At 39.6% G+C, this 12,493-nt stretch carries 14 protein-coding genes; 10 read left to right on the top strand and 4 right to left on the bottom strand.

Annotated elements, in window-relative coordinates:
* Positions 1 to 3: 3 nt before the first annotated feature.
* Positions 4 to 480, bottom strand: a complete 477-nt coding sequence (locus tag LLF28_06540) for an NYN domain-containing protein (GenBank protein MCE5195095.1) — start codon at positions 478 to 480, stop codon at positions 4 to 6.
* A 27-nt stretch (positions 481 to 507) separates the two neighbouring features.
* The gene (locus LLF28_06535; GenBank protein ID MCE5195094.1) at positions 508 to 1,032 is read right to left on the bottom strand and encodes a hypothetical protein; all 525 of its coding nucleotides are present in this window, start codon (positions 1,030 to 1,032) and stop codon (positions 508 to 510) included.
* Between the two features lie 66 nt (positions 1,033 to 1,098).
* Here LLF28_06535 and mnmG point away from each other — a divergent pair, with 66 nt between their 5' ends.
* The 10 genes from mnmG (at position 1,099) to LLF28_06485 (ending at position 10,893) form a co-directional block, all read left to right on the top strand.
* Positions 1,099 to 2,994 (top strand): tRNA uridine-5-carboxymethylaminomethyl(34) synthesis enzyme MnmG, encoded by a 1,896-nt coding sequence (gene mnmG / locus LLF28_06530; protein MCE5195093.1) that lies wholly within the window; start codon positions 1,099 to 1,101, stop codon positions 2,992 to 2,994.
* Entirely contained in the window at positions 2,972 to 4,804 is a 1,833-nt protein-coding gene (locus LLF28_06525) for a diguanylate cyclase (GenBank protein ID MCE5195092.1), read from the top strand. The genes mnmG and LLF28_06525 overlap by 23 nt, the downstream gene beginning before the upstream one ends.
* 48 nt (positions 4,805 to 4,852) lie before the next feature.
* Positions 4,853 to 5,611 (top strand): outer membrane protein assembly factor BamD, encoded by a 759-nt coding sequence (locus LLF28_06520; protein ID MCE5195091.1) that lies wholly within the window; start codon positions 4,853 to 4,855, stop codon positions 5,609 to 5,611.
* Between the two features lie 326 nt (positions 5,612 to 5,937).
* Entirely contained in the window at positions 5,938 to 8,190 is a 2,253-nt protein-coding gene (locus LLF28_06515; protein ID MCE5195090.1) for a vitamin B12-dependent ribonucleotide reductase, read from the top strand.
* A 17-nt stretch (positions 8,191 to 8,207) separates the two neighbouring features.
* The gene (locus LLF28_06510) at positions 8,208 to 8,549 is read left to right on the top strand and encodes a hypothetical protein (GenBank protein MCE5195089.1); all 342 of its coding nucleotides are present in this window, start codon (positions 8,208 to 8,210) and stop codon (positions 8,547 to 8,549) included.
* A 55-nt stretch (positions 8,550 to 8,604) separates the two neighbouring features.
* A complete protein-coding gene (locus LLF28_06505) occupies positions 8,605 to 8,985 on the top strand; it encodes a hypothetical protein (protein ID MCE5195088.1) in 381 nt (126 codons plus the stop codon).
* Position 8,986: 1 nt separating this feature from the next.
* The gene (locus LLF28_06500) at positions 8,987 to 9,487 is read left to right on the top strand and encodes a hypothetical protein (GenBank protein MCE5195087.1); all 501 of its coding nucleotides are present in this window, start codon (positions 8,987 to 8,989) and stop codon (positions 9,485 to 9,487) included.
* A gap of 71 nt (positions 9,488 to 9,558) precedes the next feature.
* A complete protein-coding gene (locus LLF28_06495) occupies positions 9,559 to 10,092 on the top strand; it encodes a hypothetical protein (protein ID MCE5195086.1) in 534 nt (177 codons plus the stop codon).
* Between the two features lie 109 nt (positions 10,093 to 10,201).
* On the top strand, positions 10,202 to 10,414 hold the full coding sequence (locus tag LLF28_06490; protein MCE5195085.1) for a hypothetical protein: 213 nt from the start codon (positions 10,202 to 10,204) through the stop codon (positions 10,412 to 10,414).
* A gap of 29 nt (positions 10,415 to 10,443) precedes the next feature.
* On the top strand, positions 10,444 to 10,893 hold the full coding sequence (locus tag LLF28_06485; protein MCE5195084.1) for a DoxX family protein: 450 nt from the start codon (positions 10,444 to 10,446) through the stop codon (positions 10,891 to 10,893).
* A gap of 7 nt (positions 10,894 to 10,900) precedes the next feature.
* On the opposite strand, the gene LLF28_06480 is transcribed toward LLF28_06485, so the two are convergent.
* Both LLF28_06480 and LLF28_06475 read right to left on the bottom strand, forming a co-directional pair.
* Complete coding sequence (locus LLF28_06480; GenBank protein ID MCE5195083.1) at positions 10,901 to 11,731, bottom strand: ParB/RepB/Spo0J family partition protein; 831 nt, start codon at positions 11,729 to 11,731, stop codon at positions 10,901 to 10,903.
* Positions 11,703 to 12,482 (bottom strand): AAA family ATPase, encoded by a 780-nt coding sequence (locus LLF28_06475; protein MCE5195082.1) that lies wholly within the window; start codon positions 12,480 to 12,482, stop codon positions 11,703 to 11,705. The genes LLF28_06480 and LLF28_06475 overlap by 29 nt, the downstream gene beginning before the upstream one ends.
* Positions 12,483 to 12,493: the final 11 nt, after the last annotated feature.

Genomic DNA, 12,493 nt, shown 5'->3' with positions numbered 1-12,493 from the left:
CTTTTAAAGTTTATTAAGCGTTCTTTTTTTTATCTTGTTTCTTTTAGAAAGTTTGTTTGGACTTCCCTTTTTCTTCTGGGAATATTCCTCATCTTCAAGAAGCACATAATCTCTATTTAGAAACTTCTCGCTTTTTTCTAATACATTTATAAACTCATCGGCTGTTAATGCAACAGAACCCTTTGTCCACGCATGGTCAGATATCTCCCTGTCTGAACTGACAACTATCCAGTGCTTTTTTTCTGAGCTTACTATTCTTTTTATAACTGCATCCGCCTTCTCGCCAAGTCTTGAATATATAACATTCACTCCTTTTATTAGTGACTGGTTTTCGATTTTCCCGCCGCTTTTCCAGCCGTCAAATACAATGGTAACCTCATGGCCTTTTCCCTTTATGTACTCGCTCATTCTGTAGATAAGTTTTTCTCTCTGGGCTTCGAGGTCTCTGTGAAAAATGCCCATTAAGTTATAGCCGTCTATTATTATCGAAGAAATAAAATTCTCCTTCTAAAAGATTTGTTCATTCTCTGAGCCGTCAGATTTTACGGCTAAGATTATAAACCATACAATAGAGGAAATCATTATAATCCAGCCGAGCGTTTTAACGATTCCTGCAATGAGTGTGTCATACCTGAGCATATGCATACTTGTAAGGATTGTATTCCAGTCATGCTCTCCTCCTCCAACTAGCGGAAGCTGCATCTTCCTTGCATCAGCAATGTACACGGATATGTTAAGAAAATTTTCTCCAAACCAGAACGAGCTGAATGCAAATCCTGCTGTCTCTCTATAAAAAAAGAAATACGCTAGAATTCCAAATGGGATTGCGAGCTGCATAATAGTGCCTCCCCATATGCTTATGTTCTCGCCAAGAAAACTGAAGAAAACATGTCCGAATTCATGAAAAGGCAGATTCACATAATCAAGAAAAAGAAAACCATCCTCGTCAGTCAATGCATAAATCCAGAAAACAAGCGCAAGTATTACACCTGTAAAAAGTCCTGTCTTAGACACTGATTTCCATGAATTCATAGTTTATCCTCTGTCTTTCCTGCTAACATTTATACTGCTTCTTACAGTGTATAATACAATATCATTATGTTAAAAGATTCCAGCTATGACATTATCGTAATAGGCGCTGGTCATGCGGGATGCGAGGCTGCGCTTGCAGCCAGCCGCATGGGTCATAGAACATGCCTTTTTACTATGAATCTTGACACTATTGCCCAGATGTCATGTAATCCTGCTATTGGTGGACTTGCGAAAGGCCATATCGTTCGCGAGATAGATGCACTCGGCGGAGAGATGGCGAAAGTTACTGATAAAGCAGGAATCCAATTCAGAGTATTGAATAAATCAAAAGGTCCTGCTGTCTGGTCATTAAGAGCTCAGGCAGACAGGGTTCTGTACAGAGTCGAGATGCGAAGAGTGATCGAGTCACAAAACAATCTCGATATAAAGCAAGATTTGGTAGAAAAGATCGTTGCTGAAGACGGGAGTGTAAAAGGTATCATCACGTCGCTCGGAATTTTTTATGAAACAAAAACTGTTATTGTTACAACAGGGACATTCTTAAAAGGATTGATCCATATTGGACTTGAACATTTTTCCGCTGGCAGGGCAGGGGAATTTCCTTCAAACAATCTCTCTGATTCTCTTAAGAAACTCGGACTCGAGATAGGCAGATTAAAAACAGGAACTCCGCCAAGACTTGATGCAAAGACTATTGATTTTTCAAAGACAGAGGCCCAGTACGGGGATGACCCGCCAATTCCTTTTTCCTACAGCACAGAAAAAATTACGATTCCTCAGCTTCCATGTTACATAACATATACAAATTCCGAGACTCATCAGATAGTCAGAGAAGGTCTTGACCGCTCGCCGCTTTACAGCGGAAAGATTAAAGGAATCGGGCCAAGATACTGTCCCTCAATCGAAGATAAAGTGGTAAGGTTTTCTGAAAAATCCAGGCATCAGGTATTTCTCGAGCCGGAAGGACTGGATACAATTGAATATTATGCAAACGGCATTGCAACCAGTCTTCCATACGATGTGCAGAAAAAATTGGTTCGCACGATTAAGGGGCTTGAAAATACTGAGATAATGAGACCGGGTTATGCGATTGAATACGATTTTGTATATCCAACACAATTAAGACACAGCCTCGAGACAAAATTAATAAGCGGCCTTTTTCTTGCAGGACAGATTAACGGCACATCCGGCTATGAAGAAGCAGCAGCGCAGGGGTTTATGGCAGGCGTAAATGCATCGCTCAGGCTTCAGCGAAAAGAACCTTTTATATTAGCAAGGCATGAAGCATATATCGGAGTTTTGATAGATGATTTGATTACAAAAGGAACTTCAGAGCCTTACAGGATGTTCACCTCAAGGGCAGAATACAGGCTTCTTTTAAGACATGACAATGCTGACCTCAGACTTATGGAAAAAGGTTACAAGCTCGGTCTTATAGGCAGTGAACAGTTCAAAAAATTTGAGGAGAAAAAAAATCTGATCTCAGATGAAATCAAAAGACTCAAGAAAATAAGGGTAAAACCAGCCAGTGTAAACAGTTTCCTTGAAAATTTGAGCGCCTCTGCAATAACAGAAGACACCAGCCTTGAACATCTTCTCAAAAGGCCGGAAATCGGATATACTCTAATCAAGAACTTATCTCCTTCTCAAGCTATTCTTACTGAAGATATAGAGAAACAGGTGGAAACACAGATAAAATACGAAGGATATATAGTAAAACAGATAGAGATGGCAGAAAAACTAAACAAAATAGAGCAGAAAAAAATCCCTGAAGGATTTGAGTACAGTTCTATAAATGGTCTTTCAAAAGAGATACTTGAAAAACTCCAGAAAATAATGCCGGACAATCTTGGACAAGCAAGCAGGATTTCCGGAATAACACCGGCAGCGCTTTCACTGCTCATGATAAGCATAGAAAAACGCAAAAGACAGGAGAAGAATGAAACTAGAAAAACGCTTTAATTTTATAATCCTTTCAATCTTCTTTCTTCTTATCATGCTAAGCGTTACATCATTTTTTGCTATTATTTCAGATGAACACAAACCCGCAAATGTAGTTTTATTCACCTCCATAGGATACATACTGCTCACAGTCATAGGTTTCCTTTTCATTAAAACCTATCTGAGTAAAAGACTGGCCTTGCTCAGGGCTGCCTCAGAAAAAGAGCAGTCAGTCATAAGAGAACTCTCTATGCTCAATGAGATGATCGGCTTCGTAACATCAGAGATGAAGTTTGACACTATTATCGAAAGACTCCTTGAGATGACAAAAAATCTAATGAAGGCAGAACACTGTGGGATATTCTTATTTGAAGGCGAGAAAAGTGTATTTAAACTTTTTAAAACCACATTAAAAGAAATGGAAGAAGTTTCACCTGAGTGTATCAAAGCAATGCTTACATCCCCGCTGGGCAAGGTCATCAGCGAGGCACAGCCCTTAAGAATCAATAATTTCAAAAAAGAACTGCCGTTCGGACATATCCAGATAAAAAATGTACTTGCTCTCCCGCTTTCTGCTCCTGACAAGAATATCTCGGCTCTGCTTGTTGCAGTGAACAGAAAAGATGGTTTTACGCAGGATGACGAAGATACGCTGTTCAGTTTTGCATTTCAGGCATTTCAGGCATTAATGATGAATCAGGAGATTGCAAAGCTTGCAGTAACAGACGGACTAACCGGACTCAGCAATCACAGAACATTCCAGGAAATATTACATCTCGAAGTTGAAAAAGCAAAAAGATACAATAAAACCCTTCCTATTCTCATGCTCGATATAGATCACTTCAAATATTTTAACGACACTTTTGGACATCAGACAGGAGATGATGTTTTGAAAACAATTGCAAAAATTGTAAAAAACTCTATACGAAATGTTGACTTCGCCGCAAGATACGGTGGAGAGGAATTTGTAGTCTTGCTTCCAGACACAGGATTTGACGGAGCTGTCACAGTCGCCGAGAGAATAAGAAACAAGGTCAATAACTATCATTTTCCTGAAAAATCGGATAAACCGCAGTCGCTTACTGTAAGCATAGGTGTTGCCTATTTCCCTCTTGATGCCGCTGAAGCACCCGATATTGTTAGAAAAGCTGACCAGGCATTATATTTTGCAAAGCATCAGGGCAGAAATAAAGTCTGCACATACCAAGATCTTCTTGCAGGAGCAGCAAAAGAAATTCCAGAGGAATTAGATGAAATACTCAAGGATCCTGATCTTAAACATATCGAGAAAATCGGAACAGCTATTGATTCAAAATCAAATTATACAAAAGATCATTCGCTTGAGGTCGCAGCATACGCCACTATGCTGGGGAAAAAGATAAATCTTGATGAAAACGAGATTGCTTCTTTAAAAGTTGCAAGCATGCTGCACGACATCGGGAATATCGGGATACCGGATCACATTCTCAACAAAACTACGCCTCTGACAAACGAAGAAAAAAGCATAATACAGGGACATCCTGCGTTGGCCGAGATGGTTTTAAAAAGATATCCGCATGTGGAAGACATTGTACCTGCAATCTTATATCATCACGAAAGATATGATGGCAATGGCTATCCTCTTGGATTAAAGGGTGATCAGATACCTTTGCTTGCCAGAATACTCTCGATTGTTGAGGCATATCAGGCAATGCTTTCGCCAAGACCTTACAGAAAACGCATGTCAAAAAACGAAGCAATCGAAGAACTTAAAACTCATTCAGGCACTCAGTTTGACCCAATGATTGCTAATGCATTTATTCAATCTCTGGGGAATGATAAAGACCTTTAGAACAAAGAGCACTTGACTTAAGACACCCTCAAAAGTTTTAATACCTGTATGAAAATATTTAAAACAATATTGCTTATTCTATCTCTGGCATTTGTCATTTCATGTTCAGGCAAGACTTCAATACAGCCTGATGCGAAATTTGACGCAGAGAAGACATTTGCAAAAGCTAATGACCTTATCGAAAAAAAAGAATACGAGGATGCAAGAACAGTCCTTCTTGAGATAAAAAACAGAGACCATACAAAAAAATATGCTCCGCTTGCACAGTTAAAGCTGGCAGATACATTTCTCAAGGATGAAGATCCAGATCGTGCAATCGAAGAATACAGAAAATTCACAGAACTGTACCCTGATCATAAATATGCATCATATGCACAATATCAAATAGGAAATATCTATTTCAATCAGATTGACGGTCCTGAGAGAGGCTCTGGCGCAGCATTCAGGGCAATGGATGAATTCGAAAAACTGAAAAAAATGTTTCCTAGAAATCCATATAAGGAAATAGTTGAGAGCAGAATCGAGATGTGCAAAGACATAATCAGCGATTATGAATTTATTGTAGGAAATTTTTATTACAAAAAAGACGCATATAAAGCAGCCATTACAAGATTCGAAGGCCTGCTTAAAAAATTCCCTGAGACTAAAAAGGAGGCATCGGTACTTTATTATCTCGGCTTGTCTTATAAGGCTCTTGACAACAAGGAAAAGGCAGCGGAATATTTTAAGCGTGTTGTAGAAAAATACCCTCAAAACAACATTGCATATGACGCAAAAAAAGAATTGTCATCCCTGAACAAAAAATAGATCATCAGTTCTATCTTCAGGCAACACCAGCAGATTCCTTAACAATTCATCAACACTTGTTTTACAGGTAAAACCTTTTTATATTACAATGTTACAGAATTTCTATTTTTTCCTTGACACGTACTATATATTGTGTTTTAATTTCACTATATTATTTATTAGCACAACTTGTAGTTTGTCCAAAATGAACAGAGAGGCACTAATAATGAAGCTTTGTATAGGGCTTGAAGATTGGATTGCCTGTAGAAAATGTCTGGATTTATACACTTCAAAGAATTTAAGCAATAAAAAATAATTTTATTTTTTTAACCAGGAGGCATTATTTTATGAAGGCTTTAGACAGTGTTGTTCTTTCGCAAAACGCTTTAAAGGTCCTTGAAAAACGCTATCTTAAAAAAAACGAGGAAGGCAAGATCGTTGAAACGCCTGCCCAGCTTTTCACAAGGGTTGCCAAAAGCATATCTGCCGCTGACATCAACTATGGTAAATCTGAATCAGAGGTAAAACAGACAGAAACAGCATTCTATAATATGATGACCTCTCTGGATTTTCTGCCAAACAGCCCTACGTTAATGAATGCCGGAAGGGAACTGGGACAGCTGTCTGCCTGCTTTGTGCTTCCTGTTGGTGATTCCATGGAATCAATATTCGATGCTGTGAAGAATGCAGCAATTATTCATAAATCAGGCGGAGGAACAGGATTTAGTTTTTCAAGCCTTCGTCCTAGCGGTGATGTTGTAGGTTCCACAAAAGGCGTCTCTTCAGGCCCAATCTCGTTCATGACTGTGTTTGACGCAGCAACAGAGGCTGTTAAACAGGGGGGGACAAGAAGAGGAGCTAATATGGGGCTTCTGAGAGTAGATCATCCTGACATACTCAGTTTTATAACATGCAAAGATGAAAATACCAAGCTCAACAACTTTAATATATCTGTCGGCATTACAGAAGAATTCATGAAGGCATTAGATGAGGACAAGGAATATTCGCTCTTCAATCCAAGATCAAAGAAAACTGTTCAGCGTCTGAGAGCAAAAGACGTATTTAATCTCATAGTAAATCACGCATGGAAAAATGGCGAACCTGGCATTGTATTCCTCGACAGGATGAATGAAGGGAACCCTACTCCAAAGCAGGGCGAGATAGAATCAACAAATCCATGCGGCGAACAGCCTCTGCTTCCTTTTGAATCATGTAATCTTGGTTCTATTAACCTCTCTAAAATGGTTAAACAGTCAGATGAATGTCCTGAGATTGACTGGAAAAGATTGAAAGACACTGTATGGAACGCCGTGCATTTTCTGGACAATGTAATAGACATGAATAAATATCCTCTTAAAAAAATCGAGGAGATGACAAAGGCAAATAGAAAGATCGGGCTGGGAATAATGGGATGGGCAGACATGCTTATTCTGCTTCAGATTCCATACAACTCAGAAAGGGCTGTAAAACTTGCTGAAGAAGTAATGGGCTTTATACAAGCAGAGGGAAGAAAGGCATCTTCTGCGCTTGCTGAAGAACGCGGGTGTTTCCCAAATCACAAGGAAAGCATATACAACAGCAGAATGAAAGTAAGAAATGCAACAGTAACAACAATAGCTCCAACAGGAACTCTCTCTATAATCGCCGGATGTTCCTCTGGAATAGAGCCCCTGTTTGCAGTCTCATATGTAAGAACCGTGCTTGAAGGAACAAAGCTCATAGAGGTTAATCCTCATTTTGAGAAAGTTGCAAAAGAGCGCGGATTCTTGAAAAGAGAGCTTATGGAAAAAATTGCTGAAAAAGGAACGATAAAAAACTTTGAAGAGATACCGGAAGATGTTAAGAAAGTTTTTGTCACAGCGCATGATATCTCTCCAATGGAACACATAACAAGTCAGGCGGCATTCCAGAAATATGTGGACAACGCAGTATCGAAGACAGTCAATTTCTCCCATGATGCCGCACCAAAAGATGTTGAAGAAGCCTATATCCTTGCATACAAACTTGGCTGCAAAGGCGTTACTGTTTATAGAGACGGCTCTAGAGATGAACAGGTTCTCTCAACAGGGAAATCATCAAAAGACACAGGCAGGCAGCAGGTAGCAGAAGCCCGCACAACAGAAAAGGTAGTGCCGAGAAAAAGACCTGAGATGATAAAAGGCGCAACAAGGCTTATGAAAACAGGCTGCGGAAATCTTTATGTAACAATCAATGCGGACGACAAAGGACAGTTCTTTGAACTCTTTACATCAATGGGAAAAGCAGGAGGATGTGCTTCAAGCCAGTCAGAGGCGATCGGAAGACTCGTATCACTTGTATTCCGCTCAAACATAGATGCGCAGGAAGTTGTTAATCAGCTTAAGGGAATATCATGCCACCAGCCTTCATGGTGCAATGGCGGGAGGATTCTCTCGTGCTCTGATGCGATCGCAAAGGCAATCGAGAAACACTCTGAAGACTGCCACAAAGGCAACGGCAATGGGCATAAAGATGATTCTGACATTATGCTGGTAGGCGCATGTCCTGAATGCGGCGGCGCTGTTGAGCACGAAGGCGGATGTGCAGTATGCCGCAACTGCGGCTTCACAAGATGTACATGAGATTATAAGTTTATCCAATGTTTGAACATCATAAAAAACCATTAATAAGCAAAAAAGAGTTTATCTCAAGACAGATCCGTTATACTGGAATCTCCTTTATGGTGCTGCTGTTCTCGATCGGCTTAGGAACAGTGGGCTACAATCTTTTCGGCGGTCTTAAATGGATTGATGCATTCCTTAATGCATCGATGATATTAACAGGCATGGGGCCTGTTGACCATATTGAAACTGCCTCAGGAAAATTGTTTTCTGCTTTTTATGCTCTTTTCAGCGGCGTAGCCTTTCTCACTTTTATTGCCGTGCTTTTTGCTCCGATTTATCACCGTTTCATGCATAAACTGCATCTTGATGAAAAATAACTGACTTTGAGTTAGAATAATTCTATACACAAAAAACTAAACAAAGCGGTGTATTGTGCTAAAAAAATTTCTGCGTTTTGGACAATATCTTAGACAGAGAGGCTTGATTACATTGCAGGATATGATAAACGCACGCATCCTCCAGATAAGACATAATTCCAAAATAGGCGCTATTGCAAAAAATAAAGGCTGGCTTACAGAAGAAGAAGTAGACAAGATACTGATTAGACAGGAAGATGTCGAAAAAAAATTCGGGGAAATAGCCGTAGAGAACGGCGATCTGACAGAAAAACAGGTTGATCAACTTCTTGAGGAACAAAAAATAGATTATCTTTATTTTGGAGAGGCACTTGTAAAACTCGGTATTATTACGAAAGATGATCTGGCAGCCCAATTAGAAATTTTCAACAAACTGAGATTAAAAGATAAAAAATAAAATGGTCTTTGGTTATTACAAGCGTCTGACAGCAAATCAGAAGCGTATATATGATAAAAGTGATTCTATTGCCGCTGTGAAACTCCCTTCAGCAGCTGATTTCTTGCCATTGGTCAATGCTATCGAACAAGCGCTTAAAAAAGAAGACAGGGGGAATATAGAAATGCTTTCCCAGAAACTCATCATTGCCCTGGCATCAAGGCTCAGGACGCCCGGCATAAAGATGAGTGTTCTTGCAGTAAGGCCCCATAATTCAAGAGGCGAGCTTCACGGACTGTATAATCCTGCTGAGAGAAATTCTCCTTCTAAGATTACAATATGGATGAGAACTGCTCAACAGAAAAGGATTGTTGCATTCAAGACATTTCTGAGAACAGTTTTGCATGAACTCTGTCATCATCTTGATTATGAGCTTTATGGCTTTAGCGACTCTTTTCATACACAGGGCTTTTATAAACGTGAATCAAGCATCCTTAAACAGCTTTTAGTTGACAGGCAGTAGAATTCAGCTAAAATAGAATTGGGGGAACCAGGTTAATTTGTTTTATCGCCTTTATTTGTAAAGGAGGGACAATGAAAGTTTTTTTAAAAACCCTTGCAGCAATTTCCCTTATCTTTTTGCTCACGCCATTTTCATCAGCCGGTGAAAGATTAGCAGTAAAACAGGCAGCAACAGATGAAATAAAAGGTACTTTCACTCTTATAATGTTCGGAGGAAGACATTTCAATGATATCGAGACAGTTGCGATACTTGATCTTGAAGGCGATGAATACACAATAGAGCCGTATTCAGCTGAATATAATTACAAGGTGGAAAAGGGTCTTTCTGCAAGGGATGCCATTGCAAAGGCCGAACAATCCATAAACTGGCATCGTGCATACTGGCGGACAAACATTAGTAAGATACTGGACAAAAAGGGAAATGTAATTGGGTATGAGTTCAGACCTTATTACAAGCCTTACGAATTTGGTTTTGCTGATGTGCTTGATATCGATTACTTTTTAAAAGGAAATAAGGTGAGCGCAAACATCAGACTCATCCCTATGATCGAGCAGAAATTTAAGGGGTTTGATGGTGGAGATTTCAAGAACGGCTTCGGGAAATAATATTCTAAAGAAGCATATTTTTAAATACTTGTGGCTTTTACAAGAACTTGACAGTTTAAACAAAAGTGATAGGATGGTTAAATAAAACATCCTCTAAGGAGGTACGACCATGCCAAGAATTATTACTTATAAGTGCAGACAGTGCGGCTCTAGTGTTGTGGTTACAAAAGAGATGGGATCCAATGTAAGCCCTATTTACTGCTGCGGGATAGAAGCTGCTGTAATAGAATTCAGACCTAAAAAAAAATCTAAGAAAAAACCAACAGTAAAAAAGACAGTTAAGAAAAAACATGCGGCTAAAAAAAAGACTCATAAAAAATAGTAGGAATAATTCATCAAAAGGAGCTTTATATGCTTAAACTGCTTTTAAGAACAGACGATCTTTTCTCAACACTTTTTTTAAGGCTGGCATTGGGTTCTGTATTTTTTGCACATGGCGCACAAAAAGTTCTTGGTTTGTACGGCGGCACCGGCTATCAGAAAACCATCGAGATGTTCACAACACAGATGAGCTTTCCTCTATGGGTTCCTCTTGTTGTTATGGCTACTGAATTTTTAGGATCTATTTTTCTCATACTAGGATTCTTCACAAGGATAGCAGCCCTCGCAATTGGAATATCGATGGGGATATGTGCATATCTGTATCATTTACAGAATGGTTTTTTCATGAATTGGTCTGGAATGCAAAAAGGCGAGGGATTTGAATTCCATATACTTGTTATAGGAATAGCGCTTACGCTTTTGTTTAAAGGCGGCGGGCTTATGTCTCTTGACAGGCTTTTTGTATCTAACAAAAGATAAAAAAGCTCTAGCCCATTAATATATCAAGCAGCCTGTCCAACTCATCAAGGGAATAGTACTCTATTTCTATTTTTCCGCCTTTTTTCCCCTTATGAAGTATATGGACTTTTGTGCCAAGATTCTTGATAAGTTTATCCTCCAGCGAAGCAATCTGAGCATCCTTATGTTTGGATTTTGCTTTTTTTGCTGGGACAGAGCTTATTGTTTTTGAAAGCGCCTCAGCCTCTCTAACACTAAAGCCTTTGCTTAGAATTTTCCTTGCTGCCTCAACCTGCTGAGACCTTCCTTCTATTGATAATATTGCCCTTGCATGGCCCATACTCAGGGAGCCGTCAGATACCAGAGACTTTATCTCATCAGGAAGTTTTAGCAGTCTCATGTAATTAGCAACTGTTGCCCTTTCTTTTCCTACTTTTTCAGAAAGTTCTTCCTGTGTAAGATTGAATTCCTTCATGAGCCTGCTGAATGCCTCTGCTGTTTCAACAGGATTAAGGTTTTCTCTCTGTATATTTTCTATAAGCGCTATTTCAAGAGAGTCCCTTGAAGCAACATTTTTAATTATTGCAGGTATTTTTTTTAATCCTGCAAGCTGTGATGCGCGCCACCTTCTCTCTCCTGCAATCAGCCTGAAAGTGCCGTCGCCGGTCCTCGAGACAATGATCGGCTGGAGCACGCCTTTTTCTTTTATAGATACCGCAAGTTCTTTAAGGGCTTCATCCTTGAATATCTTTCTTGGCTGTTGTTCGCCCGGAAGTATACGGGTAATGTCTAATCGCAATATCTCTTCGCCCTTTTCAGGGATTAATGCCTCAAGCCCTTTGCCCAATGCCGTCTTCATTTAATATCTCCTTTGCTAACGATAGATAACTCTGTGCTCCCTTTGACCTAACATCATAAAGCAAGACTGGTTTGCCATGGCTCGGCGCCTCACTCAGAGCTACATTTCTTGGAATTACAGTATTGTATACCTTGCTGCCAAAATGCTTTCTGACCTCTTCTCCAACCTGATGTGCAAGCGTATTTCTAGAATCAAACATTGTCAAAACTATCCCCTCAATGTCAAGAGCAGGATTAAAAGAATTTCTTACAAGCCTGATTGTATTTGTAAGATGACTTAGACCTTCAAGAGCATAATATTCGCACTGCACCGGAATCAGCACAGAATCAGAAGCTACAAGCGCATTTAAAGTAAGAAGCCCGAGAGAAGGCGGACAGTCAATAATAATATAGGGATAACGTTCCTTTAATGTATTTACTAATTTTGAGAGTATAAACTCTCTTTCTTCTTTCCCAACAAGTTCTATCTCAACACCAAGAAGATCCACAGTTGAAGGAATAACAGATAAATGCTCCATTCTTGTTTCAGTTATTGCATCTGTCATGGGACATCTCTGTGCAAAGACATCATACAACGTTTTACTGATGCTGTCTTTTGCTATGCCAAGTCCGCTTGTAGAATTTCCTTGAGGGTCTGTATCAATTACAAGAATGTCCTTCCCCGCAAGAGCCAGAGAGGCTGCAAGATTAATGGCAGTTGTGGTTTTACCCACACCGCCTTTTTGGTTTGCTATTGCGATTACCCTGTTCATGATTAAAACCT

This window comes from Nitrospiraceae bacterium, assembly GCA_021373015.1.
Lineage (GTDB): Bacteria > Nitrospirota > Thermodesulfovibrionia > Thermodesulfovibrionales > UBA1546 > JAJFTJ01.
Note: the sequence above shows the minus strand (reverse complement) of the source record. Positions and strands in the feature narration are given on the sequence as shown.

What these genes read in the sequence shown, in the direction of transcription:
- LLF28_06525 (MCE5195092.1), top strand. Translation starts at nt 2,972, where the DNA reads ATGAAACTAGAAAAACGCTTTAATTTTATAATCCTTTCAATCTTCTTT.
- LLF28_06520 (MCE5195091.1), top strand. Translation starts at nt 4,853, where the DNA reads ATGAAAATATTTAAAACAATATTGCTTATTCTATCTCTGGCATTTGTC.
- LLF28_06480 (MCE5195083.1), bottom strand. Translation starts at nt 11,731, where the DNA reads ATGAAGACGGCATTGGGCAAAGGGCTTGAGGCATTAATCCCTGAAAAG.
- LLF28_06490 (MCE5195085.1), top strand. Translation starts at nt 10,202, where the DNA reads ATGCCAAGAATTATTACTTATAAGTGCAGACAGTGCGGCTCTAGTGTT.
- LLF28_06535 (MCE5195094.1), bottom strand. Translation starts at nt 1,032, where the DNA reads ATGAATTCATGGAAATCAGTGTCTAAGACAGGACTTTTTACAGGTGTA.
- LLF28_06510 (MCE5195089.1), top strand. Translation starts at nt 8,208, where the DNA reads ATGTTTGAACATCATAAAAAACCATTAATAAGCAAAAAAGAGTTTATC.
- LLF28_06515 (MCE5195090.1), top strand. Translation starts at nt 5,938, where the DNA reads ATGAAGGCTTTAGACAGTGTTGTTCTTTCGCAAAACGCTTTAAAGGTC.
- mnmG (MCE5195093.1), top strand. Translation starts at nt 1,099, where the DNA reads ATGTTAAAAGATTCCAGCTATGACATTATCGTAATAGGCGCTGGTCAT.
- LLF28_06500 (MCE5195087.1), top strand. Translation starts at nt 8,987, where the DNA reads ATGGTCTTTGGTTATTACAAGCGTCTGACAGCAAATCAGAAGCGTATA.
- LLF28_06495 (MCE5195086.1), top strand. Translation starts at nt 9,559, where the DNA reads ATGAAAGTTTTTTTAAAAACCCTTGCAGCAATTTCCCTTATCTTTTTG.
- LLF28_06475 (MCE5195082.1), bottom strand. Translation starts at nt 12,482, where the DNA reads ATGAACAGGGTAATCGCAATAGCAAACCAAAAAGGCGGTGTGGGTAAA.
- LLF28_06485 (MCE5195084.1), top strand. Translation starts at nt 10,444, where the DNA reads ATGCTTAAACTGCTTTTAAGAACAGACGATCTTTTCTCAACACTTTTT.